Origin of the sequence: Bradyrhizobium sp. AUGA SZCCT0431 (assembly GCF_018131065.1) — a bacterium.
Taxonomy (GTDB): domain Bacteria; phylum Pseudomonadota; class Alphaproteobacteria; order Rhizobiales; family Xanthobacteraceae; genus Bradyrhizobium.
The window spans coordinates 59111-76872 of sequence record NZ_JAFCLR010000016.1 but is presented as its reverse complement, the minus strand read 5'-3'; the positions used below and the strand labels follow the sequence as shown (position 1 = coordinate 76872).

General features: G+C 59.3%; 24 protein-coding genes. 21 read left to right on the top strand and 3 right to left on the bottom strand.

All coding sequences use genetic code 11. The annotated features are described in order from the left end of the window. The first annotated feature begins 9 nt into the window (after positions 1–9). From JQ567_RS17565 to JQ567_RS17555, 3 genes are all read left to right on the top strand, one after another. Positions 10–405 carry a hypothetical protein gene (locus JQ567_RS17565; RefSeq protein WP_212439999.1) on the top strand — a complete coding sequence of 132 codons (396 nt, stop codon included), beginning with the start codon at positions 10–12 and terminating at the stop codon, positions 403–405. An 80-nt stretch (positions 406–485) separates the two neighbouring features. Next, a complete protein-coding gene (locus tag JQ567_RS17560) occupies positions 486–1025 on the top strand; it encodes a tetratricopeptide repeat protein (RefSeq protein ID WP_212439998.1) in 540 nt (179 codons plus the stop codon). A 110-nt stretch (positions 1026–1135) separates the two neighbouring features. Further along, entirely contained in the window at positions 1136–1678 is a 543-nt protein-coding gene (locus JQ567_RS17555) for a hypothetical protein (RefSeq protein ID WP_249165525.1), read from the top strand. A gap of 234 nt (positions 1679–1912) precedes the next feature. On the opposite strand, the gene JQ567_RS17550 is transcribed toward JQ567_RS17555, so the two are convergent. Further along, positions 1913–2455, bottom strand: a complete 543-nt coding sequence (locus tag JQ567_RS17550; protein ID WP_212439996.1) for a hypothetical protein — start codon at positions 2453–2455, stop codon at positions 1913–1915. A gap of 323 nt (positions 2456–2778) precedes the next feature. Next, positions 2779–2949: a hypothetical protein gene (locus JQ567_RS17545; RefSeq protein ID WP_212439995.1), complete on the bottom strand. Its 171-nt coding sequence runs from the start codon at positions 2947–2949 to the stop codon at positions 2779–2781. Positions 2950–3466: 517 nt separating this feature from the next. On the opposite strand from JQ567_RS17545, the gene JQ567_RS17540 reads away from it, so the two are divergent. The 18 genes from JQ567_RS17540 to JQ567_RS17455 all read left to right on the top strand — a co-directional run bounded on the left by JQ567_RS17540 (position 3467) and on the right by JQ567_RS17455 (position 15790). Beyond that, a complete protein-coding gene (locus JQ567_RS17540; protein ID WP_212439994.1) occupies positions 3467–3943 on the top strand; it encodes a hypothetical protein in 477 nt (158 codons plus the stop codon). 563 nt (positions 3944–4506) lie between these two features. After that, positions 4507–5739 carry a site-specific integrase gene (locus JQ567_RS17535; protein ID WP_212439993.1) on the top strand — a complete coding sequence of 411 codons (1233 nt, stop codon included), beginning with the start codon at positions 4507–4509 and terminating at the stop codon, positions 5737–5739. Beyond that, a complete protein-coding gene (locus JQ567_RS17530) occupies positions 5736–6200 on the top strand; it encodes a hypothetical protein (protein ID WP_212439992.1) in 465 nt (154 codons plus the stop codon). Before JQ567_RS17535 ends, JQ567_RS17530 begins: the two co-directional genes overlap by 4 nt. A 69-nt stretch (positions 6201–6269) precedes the next feature. Beyond that, positions 6270–6545, top strand: coding sequence for a hypothetical protein (locus JQ567_RS17525; protein WP_212439991.1), 276 nt, complete (start codon positions 6270–6272; stop codon positions 6543–6545). Between the two features lies 1 nt (position 6546). Further along, positions 6547–6735 carry a hypothetical protein gene (locus JQ567_RS17520; RefSeq protein ID WP_212439990.1) on the top strand — a complete coding sequence of 63 codons (189 nt, stop codon included), beginning with the start codon at positions 6547–6549 and terminating at the stop codon, positions 6733–6735. After that, positions 6732–6989, top strand: a complete 258-nt coding sequence (locus tag JQ567_RS17515; RefSeq protein ID WP_212439989.1) for a hypothetical protein — start codon at positions 6732–6734, stop codon at positions 6987–6989. Before JQ567_RS17520 ends, JQ567_RS17515 begins: the two co-directional genes overlap by 4 nt. Next, the gene (locus tag JQ567_RS17510) at positions 6986–8173 is read left to right on the top strand and encodes an AAA family ATPase (protein WP_212439988.1); all 1188 of its coding nucleotides are present in this window, start codon (positions 6986–6988) and stop codon (positions 8171–8173) included. Before JQ567_RS17515 ends, JQ567_RS17510 begins: the two co-directional genes overlap by 4 nt. After that, entirely contained in the window at positions 8163–9035 is an 873-nt protein-coding gene (locus tag JQ567_RS17505) for a hypothetical protein (protein WP_212439987.1), read from the top strand. The genes JQ567_RS17510 and JQ567_RS17505 overlap by 11 nt, the downstream gene beginning before the upstream one ends. A gap of 557 nt (positions 9036–9592) precedes the next feature. Beyond that, a complete protein-coding gene (locus JQ567_RS17500; RefSeq protein ID WP_212439986.1) occupies positions 9593–9742 on the top strand; it encodes a hypothetical protein in 150 nt (49 codons plus the stop codon). Beyond that, positions 9739–10095, top strand: coding sequence for a hypothetical protein (locus JQ567_RS17495; RefSeq protein ID WP_212439985.1), 357 nt, complete (start codon positions 9739–9741; stop codon positions 10093–10095). Before JQ567_RS17500 ends, JQ567_RS17495 begins: the two co-directional genes overlap by 4 nt. Then, positions 10095–10289: a hypothetical protein gene (locus JQ567_RS17490; RefSeq protein WP_212439984.1), complete on the top strand. Its 195-nt coding sequence runs from the start codon at positions 10095–10097 to the stop codon at positions 10287–10289. Before JQ567_RS17495 ends, JQ567_RS17490 begins: the two co-directional genes overlap by 1 nt. A gap of 172 nt (positions 10290–10461) precedes the next feature. Next, positions 10462–12030 (top strand): hypothetical protein, encoded by a 1569-nt coding sequence (locus tag JQ567_RS17485; RefSeq protein WP_212439983.1) that lies wholly within the window; start codon positions 10462–10464, stop codon positions 12028–12030. Positions 12031–12333: 303 nt separating this feature from the next. Beyond that, positions 12334–13518 carry a hypothetical protein gene (locus tag JQ567_RS17480; RefSeq protein ID WP_212439982.1) on the top strand — a complete coding sequence of 395 codons (1185 nt, stop codon included), beginning with the start codon at positions 12334–12336 and terminating at the stop codon, positions 13516–13518. A 2-nt stretch (positions 13519–13520) separates the two neighbouring features. Next, positions 13521–13766: a hypothetical protein gene (locus JQ567_RS17475; RefSeq protein ID WP_212439981.1), complete on the top strand. Its 246-nt coding sequence runs from the start codon at positions 13521–13523 to the stop codon at positions 13764–13766. Continuing rightward, positions 13763–14341, top strand: coding sequence for a hypothetical protein (locus JQ567_RS17470; RefSeq protein WP_212439980.1), 579 nt, complete (start codon positions 13763–13765; stop codon positions 14339–14341). The genes JQ567_RS17475 and JQ567_RS17470 overlap by 4 nt, the downstream gene beginning before the upstream one ends. Further along, on the top strand, positions 14316–14531 hold the full coding sequence (locus JQ567_RS17465) for a hypothetical protein (protein WP_212439979.1): 216 nt from the start codon (positions 14316–14318) through the stop codon (positions 14529–14531). Before JQ567_RS17470 ends, JQ567_RS17465 begins: the two co-directional genes overlap by 26 nt. After that, a complete protein-coding gene (locus tag JQ567_RS17460) occupies positions 14528–14701 on the top strand; it encodes a hypothetical protein (RefSeq protein ID WP_212439978.1) in 174 nt (57 codons plus the stop codon). Before JQ567_RS17465 ends, JQ567_RS17460 begins: the two co-directional genes overlap by 4 nt. A gap of 456 nt (positions 14702–15157) precedes the next feature. Further along, positions 15158–15790 carry a hypothetical protein gene (locus tag JQ567_RS17455; protein ID WP_212439977.1) on the top strand — a complete coding sequence of 211 codons (633 nt, stop codon included), beginning with the start codon at positions 15158–15160 and terminating at the stop codon, positions 15788–15790. Here the strand turns inward: JQ567_RS17455 and JQ567_RS17450 are convergent. After that, positions 15780–17060 carry a hypothetical protein gene (locus tag JQ567_RS17450; protein ID WP_212439976.1) on the bottom strand — a complete coding sequence of 427 codons (1281 nt, stop codon included), beginning with the start codon at positions 17058–17060 and terminating at the stop codon, positions 15780–15782. The two genes, JQ567_RS17455 and JQ567_RS17450, sit on opposite strands and share 11 nt — an antisense overlap. Positions 17061–17762: the final 702 nt, after the last annotated feature.

Sequence of the window (17762 nt, the reverse complement as noted above, 5' to 3'; positions counted from 1 at the left end):
GGACGAACTATGCGCATCAGATTGCTGGCCATATTCGCTCCGCTCCTGCTCGGGGGCTGCTATGGATTGGCGGGGCACGACGAAGTGGATCGCTACTTCCAGCGCTCCGACACCATCACCATGAGCGCCGGCGATGCCAAACAGGTCAACGCCGTCGCCCACACCATCCATCCATGGCCGCGATACGTCGCTGATCGCAGGATCGCGTATGACGCTCGGCGCGTGGGCGCCGCCGTGACACGCTATGGCAACACGAAGCAGCCGGTGGATCAGCTTCCCGACATCGGCGAATCGACCAGGCAAATGGGCGTGCGGCCTACCGCAACCCAGAACGTCAACATAGAAGGATTGGGGGCTGGATCGACTGCCGGAGTATCGGTGCCGGTCGGCGGAGCGGCTAGGTAACCGGTTTTGGTAAGTAAATTTAGCGATGATATTTCGAACAGTGCACTGGTCCGCTGGACCGGGGCGGGGGACCAAGGGTTATGCGTCGTCTCATTCTAATGCTGACCTGTTGCTGGTTGGGGACAGTGCTGGTCGGCTGTGACGCCACGGTCCGGCAGGCGGCAATCGTTGCGCCCGTGGACGCCGGAGGGCCGGACCCCGTTCAAGAGCCCACCGACGTCAAATACTACCCCTCCGACGAGCCGGTCCGGATGGGATTGGAGCAATTCAACCGCGGCAATTACGGGATCGCCCAGCGCTATTTCAAGGATGCGGTCGAGAAGGCGCCGAAGGATTTGACGGCCTGGATGGGGCTCGCAGCGAGCTATGATCGCTTGCGTCGTTTTGATCTCGCCGATCAGGCTTACGCGCAGGCGACTCGGCTGGGGGGCGAAACCGTTCAACTCCTGAATGATCAGGGATATTCATACATGCTGCGTGGCAACCTGAATGCGGCGCGGCGAAAGTTTGAGAGGGCTTATTCGCTCGACCCGACCAACGCGGTGGTCATCAACAACCTTGAGCTGCTCAATGGCAGCCGGCGGTTCATTGAGAGGCCGCCGAATAACCAGCCAGGGTAGAATAGCTGGTCGTACCAGTTTGATTTTATTGATATTTATCGGCTAGAGGGCGCGCCCTGCGCCGGGAGCTTTTAAGACGCGTTAAACGTTTTTGGCGTATGGCTCGTCTCATGAACCGTCTTTTCAAGCTGCAATTTCTCGGACCGTTCGCGCTTTTTACCGCCACGCTTTGCGCCGAATTGGCCGCGCGGGCCCTTCAATATGCCCCCAGCTCTGAACTTCTCTGGTTCATCAATCTCAGAGTGTTCGGCATCTTTCAGCGCAGCTACTCAGCGTTGAGCTATCTCGTTCCAATTGACGGGTTTCAGTTCTTCGGGGTTGCGCTTCCGATCTTCGCGCTTGCCTGCATTGGGCTCGCAGCCAGGTCCAGGCTCCCTTTCACGGTCGCAACGCATTTGAGCGTAGTCTATGCCGGCTTTTTGGTCTTCTCCTGGCAGGTTGGCGTACCCACCCTCACGCAGGCATCGCTTGGAACCATGGCGGTCCCGTCGGGTGTTGGCCTGTATGTGATGGCGACCATTTTAGGGACTTGCCTCCTGTCCTTTGCGGTCACGCACCTGCTCTATTTCCTCGCCGTGGGGAAGGAAGTAAGGGCTCTGGTGAGTTGGCTGCGACGTGTCTCGTCTCGTCGAAGCAATCGCATTGCGGCGTAGCCGCACTGGATGCTGCGGCGAAAGGGGCCTGATAGAGCCAAACCGCACAGCAACCACCTCCGCGGGGATCCGCAACCGTCGTCTGGCCGTGCACCTGTGAGTTCGCAGCTTAGCTAGTTAGGTGGCAAGACAAGGTCGGCCTGCCGGCTATCACGTCGCAAAATGATGATCGATCCATTGCGGGTCGTAAACCTGGCTCCAAGCAATTTCGGAATCTTCGATGGCCTGCCAAGTCTAGTTGGGAGCTAACACGGCATCGGCACGGCGGCTGTTCCTCATGCTGATAATGATCGCGCCGTTGCGAGTCGTAAATCTGGCTCCCAACAATCTTGGCACCTTCTCCGTGATTGGCGACGGCAAAGGAATCGTTGCGCCGGCTATGGGATCGCCGACGTTGATCGCTGGCGCGACCGCCGTGCCCGAAGAAGGGGCCGGCTTGATGTATTCCCTTATCACCTGAGCCTCTTCTCGCGAGAGATTGAGTACGGCTTGATCGGTGCGGGTCTCCCCACCGGCTTTGTTCTTTTCCGAGGTGGCATCGACTTGCGCCGCCTCCTGTTGACCAGAGTCTCTCCTGGTCTTTTCCGCCTGCTCGAGCTTTCCAAGACGCTCCCTGAGCGGCAGGAGCTCTCGTTGGAGCATGGCAACGTCTGACTTCAGGGACTTTATCTGACCAACCGCAATGGCGGCGCCGACGCCTGCAACGACCACGACCACGGCCAGGATTGCAAATGCAGCGCCTCCTATCACTGCAACATGGTGTTCGGCTTTTGGCATTGAAGTATCCTGCGCAAAATGGCGCCGCCAACGCTCGACGACAGAGTGCAGTTTCGTGGCGGTGTAGGTGAGGGGCTTCGATAGCTGAGACGATTGACCGCTCGGCCCTTGAAGCTTGGAACCGAAGCCCCGTCGCAAGAAGGCGGGAGCGTCCTGAGGCGCCGCGTCAGCCGTCTGAGTCGCGATCGTTTGGCGGCTTTCCTGCGCGGACGGTTGATGGTTCGCACCATCATCCGCCCCGTCAGGCCGTTCAGGCGGATCGGGCCCCCTAACTCCCGACGACGAATAAGGCGTCCTGATTGTCACGGCCCCGGTTTCTCCCTTTACTCCGTTTCGCTGACACCACTCTCAAGGGCGTTCAGCTCAAGATCGAAGATCCGTGGTCGTTCGTGGATGGCGATCGGATCATCGATCATTCCTGGCGTTGGCGCGAGCCCCTTCTTCAGCGTCTTACGGTCGCTGCCAGAGGGGCGTGGGTGATATTTCGGGGCCATGATCACGGTAGCCCCTCAGGATCATGTACGTTGCCGCTCAGGACGCAAGATTCTCAAGTGGCCCTTGAAGTGGCCCCGATGAAGAAGGCGCCTGTCGGGCGCCGCGTCGAAACCTGAGCCGGCAGATTCCGCGCGGCGCGCCAGTTCGGGGGCGTTGAGCGAGCCGTCGTCCCAGCCGATCGACCAAGACCCGGAGTAGAGGCTGCCTCAGTTGGCGGCCCCTTTGGATAGGCGGCCCCAGGGCCGGGGGGACCGGGCTGTCCTGAGGCCGCCCATTCCAACCGACCGGCAACGGCGGATTGCCAACGGCCTCCGCAAGTTACCGCGGCTCGGTTGATCTTTCCGAACTAGTTCGGAGTACCTCAGCTCTTTCATTTTCATTGGCTTGCCGAGCGTGACGGGCCGTCAGATGATCGCCCGTATCGCCATGCTGAAGGCACTGCACCGGCACGGGCCGGAACCGACTCCAGCGCCGCGCCAGAAGCGCTCCAAGGCTTAACCGCGCCGTTCGATGATAATGGACGGATTCCGCATCAAGCAGCGCTTGTGGCAGCCCCCTGTGAATAGGTGGGACAAGCCCTCAATCTTCGGTTTTGGCACCCTGCATTGTGTCATCGTGAGTGATCCCGATTCGCAGGAACCTTATATGGGCGAGCCAGTACGAGAAGTTTGTGCCGATCTTCTGATCCGCGCCAACAGCGCGGCTGAAGATGGCCCCCGTGGATTCGAGAACGCCACCGTTTCAATCGTCGATGCTCTTTCCAAGGAAGTAAGCACCGCTGATCTGGTCGCTATCAGCTACCGACTTCAAGCGTTATCCGGCCTTACGATGAATCTGCACGGCCGCGAATATAGGCTGATCAATGAAGCAGCATTCAAGGCAGCGGCGACCTGTCCGCTGGTCTTGCGTGGTACATTCGGTGAAGTTGAATTTGACCGCGAAGAATTCTTGCGGCTCGCGCTGTCTTTTGCCGAGCCGGCAGGTAACGGCTGAGCAAATCGGATCCCTAATTGAAACAGCCGCGTCGGTGGGAAAAAAATCCGCAGCGTGCCGCTCGGGACCGAACGTCACTTTGGATCGGCGGACTGTAGTGACGGGTGACGTAAACTCAGACTGCACTGATCGGCAGCAGGTAGGCACCGCATCCGCTGCTCTAGCCGCCCGATCGGGGGCGCTCTCCGATGCGACTGTTTAGCCCCTTAGGGATCAAGTACGTTGCCGCTCGGGACGCAGGATTCTCAAGTGGCCCTTGAAGTGGCCCCGATGCGGGAGGCGCCTGTCCGGCGCCGCGTCGAAATCTGAGAAACAATTGAATTTACTGGCTCCCCGGGCTGGATTCGAACCAGCGACCATTCGATTAACAGTCGAAGAATGCACACTAAGCCAAGCTGTTGCGTTCATTGAATTTCCCCTTAGGCATCACAATAATCCAATCGTATCAGCCTTTTCTATCATTTCCCACACATTCCAAGAAATTCCTTGCGTTGACCCGAGAGTGTGTGCATAGAGTGTGCACATAGACCATTTTACTTTTCCGTGTGCACGGGAGGCCGGCGATGCAAGGCAAGATCACCAAACGGAAGGTTGATACTCTCGAAGCCGGCCAAGTCCTGCACGATCAAGAGATCAAGGGCTTCGTGGCGCGGTGCCTGAATAGCGGCGCTGTGACTTACGGCTACCGCTACCGCGACAAGGGGACCGGCAAGCAGCGCTGGCTTGGTCTTGGCCTTCACGGCTCGATTACCGCCGACGAGGCGCGGGACCTTGCCAAGAAACGGGCCGGTGATGTCGCCGACCACCGCGACCCGGTAGCTGAGCTGGAGGAGAAGCGGGCAGCCGCTGCCCGGGAACGGCAGGCGGACACCAATACCGTCGATGCCGTGCTGGACCAGTTTATCAATCGGCATGTGGACAAGCTGCGCAGCGCCAAGACCGTGAAGCGCAGCTTCGAGGTATATGTTCGCCCCAGGATCGGCCGGAAGTCGATCTATGACGTGAAGCGGCTCGACATCGTGCAGCTTCTGGACGCAATCGAGGATGCAGACAAGGCGCCGACCGCGGATAGGGTGCTGGCGTATCTGCGCAAGGCGTTCAATTGGTACGCCGCCCGGGATGAGGGGTTCGTGCCCCCAATCGTCAAAGGCATGGCCCGCACTAAGCCGGCAGATCGGGCCAGGACGCGGGCGCTGGCGGACGATGAAATCCGTAGTGTGTGGCAGGCCCTCAATACCGGCGAGCTGCCGGCGGCGTTCTGTGAGGCTGTGCGGGCGCTTTTATTGACGGCCCAACGCCGTGACGAGATCGGGCTTGCTCAGGCCGAGGAGCTCGACGGCGACACACTGCTAATCCCTGCTGAACGGTACAAGACCGGGCTTCCTAACGCGGTCCCCCTGACGGCTGCGGCCCTGCGATGGTTCGCGGATCGCAAGACGGGTTACATCTTCTCGACGACTGGCGGGAAGAAGCCGTTCAGCGGCTGGAGCAAGTCCAAGCGAGAGCTGGACGCCCTCATTGCCCGGCAGAGAAAGAAGGATGGCATGAAGCCGATGGCGCCGTGGGTGCTGCACGACCTACGGCGTACGGCGCGGTCGCTGATGTCGCGAGCGGGCGTCTCCAGCGACATCGCCGAAATGGTGCTGGGTCACAAGCTGGCCGGAGTTCGTGGCGTGTACGATCGGCACAGCTACGCCGCGGAGAAGCGCGATGCGCTGGAGAAGTTGGCTGGCCTGGTCGCGCTGATCCTCGATCCGCCGGCTGACAATGTGGTTCAGATTGCGGAGCGCAAATGAGTGAAGCCGCTGAAATAACTCTTTGCATTTCGTTTGTGCGGGTATCGCTCGATACAATGGAGGCGCAGGCGTCAGATCCGTCTCGCCACGCTGAAATCTTAGCTGTGCTAAAACAAATGGTGTCTGCGTCGATGCGACAGGGCATTCCGGAGCGGACGAGCGACAAGCCGCCGCGCGGGGTGGGCTACGGCCAAAAGGGTAAGGCCGAGATTGGGCTGGACGGCAAGCGCGTTTCATACACGACGCCAGATGATGCAATGATTGTTGCAAGCCTGCCCTGGTTCAAGGGGAATTGGAGCGCAGCAATACGTGAACACTACTCAGATAAAAATCTGACGAAGCAGGACGTTGATAATCACGCCGATCGCATAAAGGGGCATCGTCGCGAGATCGAGGAGTTTCAAGGCGTTCGCCCCTGGGAAACTTCAACCAATTGGCTCGGGGATTTGCCTGAAGAGTAAGTCCCTGACTACAGCCTGAGCAATTCCCAATATTTCTGGCCCCGGTTCAACAATTACCCGAGGACAGAAATGGGCAAGATCGAACAGCCTGCGGTCGTCAAGGTGCGACGGCCATCTCTCGATACCGAAGGCGCCGCCGCATACACCGGCTATGAGGCCGGCTATCTGGCGAAGCTCCGCACGATCGGCGGCGGCCCGACTTTCATCAAGACCGGGCAGGTCCGATACGACCCCGACGACTTGGACGACTGGCTGGAGCGCTGCAAGCGCATTTCAACAGCGGGAGTGTTCAAGGGGACTGGGCGCGGTCGCAAGCCCTCCAAAGCAACGGAGGCCGCCGCCTAACATGGATATCAAAGAAAAGGGCCGCCTGGAGGGCAGCCCAATTCCGAATTGTGTCTTTGGGGACACCACGGAATCTAAAGCATCTCTGCTTAACCTGCAAGCCTCTCGATTGGCGCGCCGCTGCGCCATCACCGCAGCGATGGCTGCAACCCTTGCCCCGCTCGTATTCGGGGAAGGTGGTGCTGCATGAAGCACTTCACCATTCCCGACATCGACGACATCACCGCGGCAAAAGTGGATGCCAAACGAAATGTGACCCTCGCGAAGCTGAGCCAGTTTGAGATCGAGTGTCTCACGCTGGGCGGCATGGTGCAGCGAAACCCGCACCGTAAACGCGAGGTGGTCGATTGCCTGTACGACATCGCCACTGCCAACGATCTTTTGAGCATTCACGGCGGCGCACTCATTGAGGACCTGATCGCGGTCGGGTTGGAGGCGCGATGATTGAGCCGGAATTTCCCGAGGAGATGGCTTATGACAGCGCTGGCAATTGTCTCGGCGGGATCGAGAAGCCGCGTATGGCGCCATCGTACCCGTTCGCTGACGCCGGTTTAGACGCTCAAATTCAGGAAATTGAAGAAGAGCATCGGCAACGCCGCGCGCGGCTCAAGTATCCGTTTCGCCTGATCCAGGAACTATCTTTCAAGCCGGCGCCGAAGCGCTGGATTGTTAAGGGGCTTCTGGCCAAGGGCGAGACTTCCGCGTGGATTGCCCCGCCGGGGGGTATGAAATCGGCCCTAATGGCCGAGCTATCGGTTTGTGCGGCAAACCAACTGCCTTGGCATGGGCGCAGGGTTGATAGCTGCTTTCCGGTTGTTTACTTCGCGCTGGAGCGCGCCGATCTCGTGCAACGGCGACTTGCAGCCCATTGCACACGCCTGAATCTGTCCGCAGACGATATGGCGCAAATGGATATCGCCATCTGCAGCAGTACGATCGATTTGACCAGCCTGACATGCGTTGACGATGTGAAGGCAACCCTGCGATCGATCATGAATGCGCAGAGCGGACCTGCCGGGCTGCTAATCTTTGACACGTTCGCGAAGTTGATTGCTGCCGGCGGGAAGGATGAGAATAGCGCCAAGGATCAGGGCGCGGTGTTCGCCAATATTCAGCGCATCAAGGACGAGGCAGGCAACCCTCATGTTGCCCTCGTAGGCCATACGGGAAAAGACGAAACCCGCGGCGCCAGGGGATCCAATGCAATCCTGGGCGATGTTGATGTGATGGTCGAGATTTCCGGCAAGGAAATCAAAACCGCCACAGTGACCAAGGCGAATGACATGCCGGAAGGTTCGTTGTTCTCGTTCAGGTCTGAGGTGCACGATTTCGGCACCGACGAGGACGGCGACCCCATCACGGTCAACATTGTCAGCAGCGAGGGAGTTTTAGCGCAAGTTGCGCCGAAATCCAGCGAGCCGAAGTTGTCAGGCACAAACCAAAAGCTGCTCTTCAGAATATTGCACGAAGCAGGGGCGGACGGGCTCACTCTCGAAGAATGGAACGCTCAAGCTCACGCCGCTGGCATCACGCGCAAGGCAAGCCTTACCGAGGCGCGCTACTCCCTGATTGATAAAAACATGGTCCGTGAGTACGGCGGACGCTGGAAGGTGAACCATGAAAGCTAAAGCCAAGCCTGAGATCACGCCGCCGGAACAGCCGATCGGACGCCCCAAGGAGTTCATTCAAGATATCTTTGACGAGATCTGTGACCGCATGGCGGGCGGGCAGGGGCTGCGCAAGATATGCGACGACCCGGACATGCCGAGCCGGCAGACCTTCTTGCGCTGGATCGAGAAGGACACCGGCCGGCAGAACAAGTATCAGCAGGCGCGGGAAGCCCTGATGGACTGGTACGCCGAAGAGATTTTGGAAATCGCGTGGGATAGCTCGAAAGACACCATCCCGGCGGAAGGGAAGAGGCCCGCACGGTGCGACAATGAGTGGGTCAACCGATCCCGCCTCAAGGTCGATACGCTCAAGTTCCTGATGGCGAAGCTGCATCCGAAGCGGTACGGCGATAAACCACCGGAGCAGGAAGCCGAGCGCGATCTAAAGATCCGGTGGCAGTCCGAAGTTGAGGCGGACAGAATCAACCGAATTGAGTTGGTGGGCGTACTGCCAGAGGGCAGCCGAACGCTGTATAACGGCGACGTGCTGGTGCGCGAGATCGTTGATCCAATCCGCGACGATGCCGGCAACATTATCAATGCCAGCGATGCCAGCCTGCTGCGCAAGCGCATCATAGAGCTTGAAGAGAGGCTAGGATTGCGAGAGGGGCCGCCACAGCCGCCTAAGCTCATCGGATACGATCCAGGTCCATTGCCAAGCCGGATGGATGGCGAGGTAACCCTCAAGCTGATCGACCTCATCAAGCAGAACGTGCCCAAGGCGGCCGATCGCGATCCCATGTCGGTGCTGGACGAGGTGCTGGCCGAATGTGCCAAGGCATTGCAGGCCAAGTATGCGCCAGCGGGTGAGGCTGCCTGAGGTACGGTTTCGGTTACGTACGGTCTCCCCTTATAGGGGGGAGAACCGTAACGTAACTTCCGTAACCGGCCAAAGCGTAACCGTAACCGTAACCGTAACCGTAACTGGAAAACCGTAACTCCCTGGCGTGAATGTCGTCTGATTGATGAGATGAGCGCTCAACAGCGAGACGCGGACCAATACGCGCGCACGCGCGAGGAAAGCCGAGCGTTCCGCATCGCAACTTGCGACGCCAGACCTGCTGGTGGCGATATCCTCAGCTGTGGCCTGGCCTCCAACCGTGCTTGCGGCGATCGAGGAATGCGCGCCAACAGATGCAAACCCCGTCGATGTGAATTCGCCACCGCAATCACTCAAAACTAGGTGTCGTGTGTGCATAGCGTGTGCATTGAACGAATAATGGTAAAATACTGAATTGTTTCAACAAGAACTAGCCGATCAAAAATAACATGGTCTTGCGACCTCAGTCGGTTCGCCTTACATTGTTTAGCGAATGAAGCGACCCCGGCACCGATCGTGCCCCCCGGCGCAACCACCACTGAAACCGGGATCGGTCGATGCTCACCAAGGACGAATTGAATACGCTGGTTCTCTTGCTCCAGACCCACACGCCGCTAAGCCGGCTGTCGTACATGGAGGCAGAGACCGTGCTGCAGTTCATGCAGCAGCGCGGCTACACTCTCAATAAGCCGGCGGTCGCGCGATGAGCGCGCTTTGGAGCCTCGTCAACGTGTCTGCGGGCCTCGCTGACATCAGCACAGCCAGTACGGCGCGCGTTGCCTCCCCGGTGAGCGGCAAGCTCTACACGGCCGTGTCCTGCCTCCAGGGAGCTATCACCGGCTCGGACTGCACTTGGTCGATGACGATCAATGGCGTGGCCGTCCCCGGCAGCACCGTCACCGTAGCCGTTGCGGATTCGGCCGCCGGCACTGTGGATCTGATCGACTTCCACCAGATGGACCCGCCGATCGTCAACAAGGGCGACACTATCGGGTTTGTTTCGGCCGGCGAGTCCTCGACTACAGCCGCGGTGCAATTCTCAGCGGTGGTGAGGACGTGATGACCGAACCCGTTCGATATAGCGGCACCAAGGCTTGGCGCGATCAGCCTGAGGTGTGGGAGCTTGTTGACCGCGCCGCGGTCGCCAAGGGCACCAAGCCATCAGAATGGCTTCGCCAAGCCGTTAGGACGGTCCTGCGAGCGGATGGCTTCGATCCTGCGCAGATCACCACCAATAGCGAGAAGGCCGCCTGATGGCCTGGACCCCGAAGCCAAAACAGTCGGAGACGTGGACCAATCGCGAGCGCCCAACCATTGGCGTGGGCTTTTCGCCGCTCTTCGCTGCCCGGCCTGCGTTCGCGATTGCCTACTTGGCTGGCCACTGGACCCCGAAGACCGAACAACCCGAAACGTGGACTGAAGCCTGATGGCAACCCCTGTCGTTACGCACAGCAAGGTCACGGGCGGCCCAGCTGACCCAAGTGTCAGCGTCGATCTTGCGGACTGGGATGCCCAGCACGTTGTCACTGGCCTGGAGAACGTTGACAACACCAGCGATGCGAACAAGCCAGTTTCGACCGCGCAGGCAGCGGCCGATGCTGTCGTGGCAGCCGATGCTGCGGCGGCTCTGACGGCGGGCCTCGCCAACAAGGTTGTTGGCCCTGCGTCGGTCACGGACGATCTGCCCGCCATCTTCGACGGCACCACGGGCAAACTAATCAAGTCCAAGACCTATGCAGCCTTCAAAACACTGCTTGCGCTGGTCAAGGGTGACGTTGGGTTAGGGAACGTCGATAATACCAGCGATGCCACGAAGAATGCCGCCAGTGTCACGCTCACCAACAAGATCATCGCAGGCGCCGACAATACGCTCACGGTAAGGCTTGCTAACGACGTCACAGGCAATCTTCCGGTTGGCAACCTGAACAGCGGCACATCCGCTTCGTCCTCAACCTTCTGGCGCGGCGACGGGACTTGGGCCGCGGCGCCCGGCTCAGGAACGGTCACCAGCATTACCGGCGACGGTCTCGCAATTACGACTACCGGCACTCTGCCTCCTCGATTTGGATTTGCCAACGCGACGATCGCGGTGAGTGCCGCAGCCAGTGCGCTTACGATCGCGCTCAAGGACAATGCAGGCTCCGACCCTTCAGCCACATCACCCGCGACTTTCATCTTCCGCAACGTCACGGGCGCTACGGGATCGTGGTCGCAGGTGTCCGCTACAGGGGCAATGTCGCTGGTGGTTTCGTCGGGATCAACCCTTGGCGTTACATCGTCAACGGCGTTTCGGCTCTGGGTGGTAATGTTCAATGATGGCGGGACACTTCGACTTGGCGTCGTCAACTGTGCCCTTACCGGTGGCGTATTTGCGCTGACCGAAAGCATTCCGGCATCGAGCACGGCAGAGGGCGGAGCCGGCGGAGCCGACAGCATAGGCGTGTTCTACACAGGCACCGCGGTAACATCGAAATCGTTTGTCATCCTCGGCTATATCGAGTGGAACGCTTCGGGTTTGACCGCTGGGACATGGACAACAACAAATCTGGTCTCCACCCAGTCGTTCGGGCCAGGGGTGCATAAGCCAGGCGAGGTAGTCCAGCGCAGGTTCACCACCACTTCTTCAGCAACCTCAACTACCAGCGCGACGTTTGTAACTACAAATCTCACAGCTAGCATCGCGCTAACCTCGGCCGCGAACTATGTTCAAGGGATAGCAAACTCCGATCTTTATGCGAGTGTTGTGAACATATCAGCGATTGGGTCAGTACATCGAGACGCTACCAATCTCAATGTGCAGGTCACTGGTTTTTCCACGACGGCCTCACCTATTGCTGCTGCCGCGTGGGTTTTTACAGATAGCCCGAATAGCACTTCATCCATAGCTTACAATGTAAGGCTTAGGACTTCTTCTGCGGGTAACAGCGTTACAATAGCGGCGACAACAGGGGGCGTATCTTACGGAGCAGTCCTGATCGAGGAGATCATGAGATGACATCAATTACTGATGTTCTAGCAGTTCTCCGGCCCGGAGCCCAATGGACGGTGAATGGCGATGCGTACTCTGGGATCCAGTGGCTAGATCAGGCACAAACAAAACCAACACAGGCCGAGGTAACGGCAGAAATAGCCCGACAAGATGCACTCCCGCCCCCGACACTCGCCGACAGGATGGACGCGGTTCAATTCAAGATCGCATTCAACCATGAGAACCGGGTTCGAGTGCTTGAGGGTAAAGCACAGCTAACAGCCGCGCAGTTCAAAACGGCGCTAAACGCAATTCTAGGAAGCTAACGCCATGAGCGACACGCGCGACGAAACGACGGGCCAGTTTGCAAGCAGCGGCGAGCAATTGTCCGGCGAGGCATACGGCAATCATCAGCTGGGCTTCACGACGAGGCCGGATGACACCGCGACCGAGAAGGGTCCGGAAGACGCAAGAGAGCTTGCCGAGACCCTCGCGGAAGCCCGGGGCGATGCTCCCGAGCCCGAACCGGCTGTGGATCTTTCACAGTTCGAAGACGAAAACGCACCAAATGAAGCACTCACCCAGGCGCAGCTCACCAACGAGTTTGCCGATCGCCGTTTTCTGCATGAGGTGAATGTTGAACGCCGCGGCAATGAGGAGGTGGCGGCGTGGGCCGACATGCTCCGCGGCGAGATGGGTACGAACCTCGGCACCGAAAACGAGAAGCCGGCGCAAAAGGCGGATGCAGAGCAGATCGCGGCATCTGAGCCAGAACCATCAGTCGATGGCTTGGCGCCCGATCTCGAGAAGGCACTGCGTCACCCTCAGGTCCGGGAGGCCGTAGAAGCGCAATTCAGCGAGGCCACGAAGGCCCGGGAGCAGTATTCCGCCGGCCTGGAGCACACGCGCATTGCCGCGCTGGCAACGCTGGGTGAGGTTGTCCCTCATCTTGAGGGCTTGCCGCCGCAGCAGTTTGAGGAGGGCCTTGCGCTCCTATCTCAAGTCGATCCGCCGGCATTCCAGAAGGCTATGAACATCCTTGGCCGGGTGAATGCGATCACGCAGGCGCAGCAGCAGTATCAGCACCAACAGGCGCACGTGCAGGCGCAGGAGTTTCGCACGTTCAAGGCTACCGAAGATGCCAAGCTTGCAGAAGCGCTGGGCGCCGATGCCGGACTGGTGAAGCAGTATCAGCCGAAGGTGGAATCGTATTTCAAAAGCCTTGGGATGACCGATGGCGAGATGCAAGGGCTTGTCAGTGATCGCACGGTTAACAGTGCGCTTGGCCAGCGCGTCTTGCTGGATGCGATGCGCTATCAGGACATCATGAAAGCAAAGGCGGTTGCCACTCGCAACGTCCCGCCAGTGCAGCGGCCGGGCGTCTCCGTTTCTTCCGGCGAACGCCAGTCGAGCGCGCTGGATGCCAAGATCGGGAAGGCGCGCGACCGGATCAACAGCGGCAGGGGCGAGGCGGGGGATCTGGCTTCAATCATTGGCAATCTGCGAAGGACATGACCATGAACGACAGTTTCAAGCGGATCAAAACGCAGGTTCAGAACGGCTACGGCGTCGAAACAACGCCGCAGTATGTAGCCGAGTTTTTCCCGACCTACGATCGCAGCGCTCGTGCTCAGATACTCAACCAGATGGACGCCGAAAGCGACAGCTTCGACGGCGAAACGTCGCGGGACACGGCCGACAACATGGCGCTGCGGATCAAGTTTGAGGCCGTGCATCAGGCATTGATCAAGGCCGGCCGATGACGAATCCGGTACTGCAGGCCCTGAGCAACGCCAAGGTGGCTGAACGGGTGGACGCATGGCAGCGTAACGAAGCTGCGATGCTGGCAGCGCTCAAGCGCCAGTTCGGCGAACTGCCGGCACAGCAGACGCCGGCAAGGGCAGTCGCACTGTCCGCGTTCATCCATTGGTGCGAAGCCAAGGGCGTTCGATCGTGTCCGGCACAGCCGGCGGTTATTGCGCAGTTCTCACTGGAGAATGCTTCTCTCGGCATCGACGCAATTTCGGAGGCGATCGACCATATCGCGGCAATGCACGAAGCGGCCGGGCTTGCCAATCCTGTGGCTACCTGGATCGTTGCGGAGGCGCTGGACGGCATCGGTGGAGATACTGAGGCGCCGCGGTCCTGGCCCAAGGAGCACAAGTGGCGGTTCACGCAACTGCCATGCGTCTTGCGACGGTACGTCGCCCAGCACGAACGTCAGCGCGAGAAAGTGGTGAGGCAAGCGCACAACGATGCCGCGGTCGCAAAGCGGCAGTTAGCCGACATTCAGAAACCAGCAGAGGCAGCCCATGGCAATCAAACAGCAGCCGCTTGACGAGCGGATCGAGAAACTTCGGGCCGACATCGATGCATTCATTGATGCGCGGGTTGAGGCGATGAAATCAGATACGCCGGGCATTCCGGCGCCCGTGCTTCGTCAGATGATCATTGCGCGGGCGATCGGCTGCCAGTGCTCCCAGTATCGCTTCATCAAGCAACAGGATGACCGGGAGAGCGCAGCATGATCGGTCTTTTGGATGCTCTTAATGATCCGGAAGTGATGGCTCAGATCGCAGAGCGCCAGCGCGTCATTGACCGCGTTGTCGAGAAGATGGGCGTTACCAGGGCGCGGGCGATTGAAGCTCTCGACGACTTCGCCACCAACCTGTGCCACGACGGCCAGACGTTGCACTGACGATGGGATGGCTTGACGCATGGGAGAGGCGAGCGCGGGAGGCGGTCGGAGTAGCCGATGAGCCTAAGCCCGTGCCGCGGATTGCAGCCCCACGCCAGCCTAGGCCGGAAATTAGATCGGTATGGGTGCAGACCGCTGAAGCGCGCCCGCCGGACTATCCAGGGGCAGCAGAGCCCGCGTTCTATTTCGTTTCCGATGGCGTGCTGACGATGTGCGACGAGAGCGGCAAGCAAACGGGGAAGACGCACAGGCTGGCAGCTGATGAGGATGAGCGGACGATCGCCGGCCGGCTTTGGCTGGCGATTTGGCGCCAGACTGAAGCACCGTTTAGCCGGCGGCTTAATTACACGCGGGGCAGTTTTGCCTAGACAGTTTGACACTCTCGCCCGTCTGCTGCGCGCATGCGAGACTGGCTACGGCCGCCGCTCGGCGATTAGTCCGCGGGGGTTCGAACGGGTGACACGCCAAAATCTCTGGCGTGAGGCGGCGGAGGCAATTATCCGCCTGGATGCCATCTATCCGCGTTCGCAGGACTGTTTCCTGGATTGCTGGCTGAAGCCCTGTCCGGGTCTGCACCATGCGGTTTCCTCTTCGTTGGGCGACGATCCGGCCATAGCGCTCCTTCGAAGGATGCTGCCGGCATATTGCGGCTACGACACGATCTTGTTTCGGGGGCAGCCGGAGGGTCCGCCCGGGAGGTGCTGGAGCGCAGATCCAAAAGTAGCGCTTTGGTACGCCCTTTACGGCGAGCGCGACAAATTCCCGCTTGAACTGGATGGCGGCCGTGCTGGCGCCGTTGTCCTCCAGGCGATTGTGCCTGCCGCTAATATCATCTGTGCGCCGGCCCTGATGATGAAAAACAACAATGCCGAATACATCATCGATCCGCGGGGCTTCGAGTATTCGATCCAGCCCGCCGAAGAGGCCGCCGGCTGGATCATCGAGCACACGGAAAGCATGCGTAACCGAGCGCTGCGGAATCTCATTCCCGGGCTTTGGAAGGACACTGAACTTCTGGCCTCAAGGCTCAGCCTATGCAGCCAGCCCCACAGCGCTTACACAGCGGAAAGCCCTGACATCACTTCTTAGCTCGCATGCCCATCGGGGAGACCAGCCAAAGTAAAAACAGCGCGCCGCCACCATTCGAAAGCAGAACGGTCGACAGCGGAACGTTCGTGAGGGCTTGTACGAGTACCCCACTCGAAACGGCGATAAGCGCCGGTGACAGCCTCGCCGACGCGACATTGCCGAGCCCGATGACGACCCCGCAAACAAAGGTTGCGATAGGAGCCAAGATCGGACCAACCGATGCAATCCCCTCGGTTGCAAAGAGTGATCCGTTGAAGTTCCCAAGGTTATACTCGTTCTTCAGGATCGCCCCGAGCTGTTCATTGTAGGGACACTCGGTAAAGAGCCGAACGAAGTTGATCTGGCAGAAATTGGTGTGTGGGTGGCTGCTGAAGAAATGAGAGTAATGATCGAGCGCTATGGAGGGGATCGCCATCATCCGAAGGTTAATGAAGCCGAATGCTAGTGCGCCGAGTTCTGAGATGAAAACAAAGTAGCCAGCGATGCCTATAATCGGCGGGATGATCATAGACAGCACCGTTGCCGTTTTCGGCCGAAAGACCGTGTAAAGCGCCAGGATAAATACCAACCATAGAGGCGCCAGTAAGACGGTCTTGTTCAGTAAGACGGGAAAGAACGCAAACAGCAAGACGGCGGCGATGGCGCTCAATGCCACTCGACGGTTGAGCGCGAAGTAGGCGAAACAAAACGGCAGCACCGCGCCGGATATGATGCCGTTCAGGTAGTTCAGCAGCCTTGGGCGCGTAACTTCCTCTCGCATCGCCAGCGACTCCAAGAGCCCGGCTATCCTGAAGCCGTACATCGCGGAGGCGGCAACCACAGCGGCGCTCAGGATCAGCGCACAGATCATCAAGGCGTTCATTGCTCTCGGGCTGATCGAAAAGAGCGAGATTTTGAACCGGAGGAACAGGGCCGGGACCAGAAACGAGATGAGGCACAGCAGCGCGGATATCCTCGCCTGGCTGTGATTGTATTCGAGCTTGGTCGAATAGCTGAGGAAGATGAACCCGGCGACCATGCCGTACATCCACAGGCCGACGATATAGCCGAAGCTGAACCGGGCCAAGACGAACAGCGGAAGCGGGATCAGCGCGAGCGCAGCGGCAACGAGGGCATCGGTTGGCGCGGGGAAGCGCAGCTCGGAAATGTAAGCCGGAAAGACCCGGCCGACAAGCGAGTTAGAAACGACCGTTAGTGCAAGGAGCGCGAATATCAGCGCGACGGTGACGGCTTGTTCGCGCGCCAGATTCCGATCTCGACTCACAGCCATATGCTATCCGTCGATGAGCGCAGGACCATGATGGCGATTACGATCAAAGATAAGAGCACGATGAGGGCCAGATAATGCGATCGGCGCATCATTGGCGTTTAGCCCGCCAGATTTCCCACTCGACCCAGAGCCAGATGAGGGCGCCGGCCGAAGCCGGGACGATCAAGAGCAGCCACCAAAGCGACACGAGCAAAACCCCACAGGTCAGTTAAGGCGCGGCAGTCAAGAAGTGAAAGCAAAGCGAAGCCGCCACCCACAACGCAGCAAGCCCCACAACCAGGCATTGCGCCCATGTTGTGCGGTCAAGCCAAACCTCAACCTGTTTCGGAAGCGGCTTCCAACCGGGAATAGACATAACCAAGCGCCTCAGTCCCGGCAGGTGCCGGGTGTTTGACATCAGCAGCTTGGGTTGCCGACCCCGGTATTCGCCTGGTCACGAATGACCAACCCGGAGGCGCGACCTCCGGGCGTTTAGATCAGGGCTATTTTATTCGCGGGACACCCGACGATGCAGGTGTAACCCAAGCTGCCGTTGAATGGCAAAGGATGTGTCAAGACCCGATGCCAGTTCCTTTGTAACGCCTGTTTGGTAGGCAGTTCAAGAGCCGGTTGGGCCACTTTAGGCATACAACCTCTACACTAATGGCTCTTGCCTTGTGGCGAGGGCGTCACGAATCACCACAACCCCACAGCGCCCAGCTA

Coding starts and splice junctions, on each gene's coding strand:
- JQ567_RS17565 (WP_212439999.1), top strand. CDS start 10: ATGCGCATCAGATTGCTGGCCATATTCGCTCCGCTCCTGCTCGGGGGC.
- JQ567_RS17560 (WP_212439998.1), top strand. CDS start 486: ATGCGTCGTCTCATTCTAATGCTGACCTGTTGCTGGTTGGGGACAGTG.
- JQ567_RS17555 (WP_249165525.1), top strand. CDS start 1,136: ATGAACCGTCTTTTCAAGCTGCAATTTCTCGGACCGTTCGCGCTTTTT.
- JQ567_RS17550 (WP_212439996.1), bottom strand. CDS start 2,455: ATGCCAAAAGCCGAACACCATGTTGCAGTGATAGGAGGCGCTGCATTT.
- JQ567_RS17545 (WP_212439995.1), bottom strand. CDS start 2,949: ATGGCCCCGAAATATCACCCACGCCCCTCTGGCAGCGACCGTAAGACG.
- JQ567_RS17540 (WP_212439994.1), top strand. CDS start 3,467: ATGGACGGATTCCGCATCAAGCAGCGCTTGTGGCAGCCCCCTGTGAAT.
- JQ567_RS17535 (WP_212439993.1), top strand. CDS start 4,507: ATGCAAGGCAAGATCACCAAACGGAAGGTTGATACTCTCGAAGCCGGC.
- JQ567_RS17530 (WP_212439992.1), top strand. CDS start 5,736: ATGAGTGAAGCCGCTGAAATAACTCTTTGCATTTCGTTTGTGCGGGTA.
- JQ567_RS17525 (WP_212439991.1), top strand. CDS start 6,270: ATGGGCAAGATCGAACAGCCTGCGGTCGTCAAGGTGCGACGGCCATCT.
- JQ567_RS17520 (WP_212439990.1), top strand. CDS start 6,547: ATGGATATCAAAGAAAAGGGCCGCCTGGAGGGCAGCCCAATTCCGAAT.
- JQ567_RS17515 (WP_212439989.1), top strand. CDS start 6,732: ATGAAGCACTTCACCATTCCCGACATCGACGACATCACCGCGGCAAAA.
- JQ567_RS17510 (WP_212439988.1), top strand. CDS start 6,986: ATGATTGAGCCGGAATTTCCCGAGGAGATGGCTTATGACAGCGCTGGC.
- JQ567_RS17505 (WP_212439987.1), top strand. CDS start 8,163: ATGAAAGCTAAAGCCAAGCCTGAGATCACGCCGCCGGAACAGCCGATC.
- JQ567_RS17500 (WP_212439986.1), top strand. CDS start 9,593: ATGCTCACCAAGGACGAATTGAATACGCTGGTTCTCTTGCTCCAGACC.
- JQ567_RS17495 (WP_212439985.1), top strand. CDS start 9,739: ATGAGCGCGCTTTGGAGCCTCGTCAACGTGTCTGCGGGCCTCGCTGAC.
- JQ567_RS17490 (WP_212439984.1), top strand. CDS start 10,095: ATGACCGAACCCGTTCGATATAGCGGCACCAAGGCTTGGCGCGATCAG.
- JQ567_RS17485 (WP_212439983.1), top strand. CDS start 10,462: ATGGCAACCCCTGTCGTTACGCACAGCAAGGTCACGGGCGGCCCAGCT.
- JQ567_RS17480 (WP_212439982.1), top strand. CDS start 12,334: ATGAGCGACACGCGCGACGAAACGACGGGCCAGTTTGCAAGCAGCGGC.
- JQ567_RS17475 (WP_212439981.1), top strand. CDS start 13,521: ATGAACGACAGTTTCAAGCGGATCAAAACGCAGGTTCAGAACGGCTAC.
- JQ567_RS17470 (WP_212439980.1), top strand. CDS start 13,763: ATGACGAATCCGGTACTGCAGGCCCTGAGCAACGCCAAGGTGGCTGAA.
- JQ567_RS17465 (WP_212439979.1), top strand. CDS start 14,316: ATGGCAATCAAACAGCAGCCGCTTGACGAGCGGATCGAGAAACTTCGG.
- JQ567_RS17460 (WP_212439978.1), top strand. CDS start 14,528: ATGATCGGTCTTTTGGATGCTCTTAATGATCCGGAAGTGATGGCTCAG.
- JQ567_RS17450 (WP_212439976.1), bottom strand. CDS start 17,060: ATGGCTGTGAGTCGAGATCGGAATCTGGCGCGCGAACAAGCCGTCACC.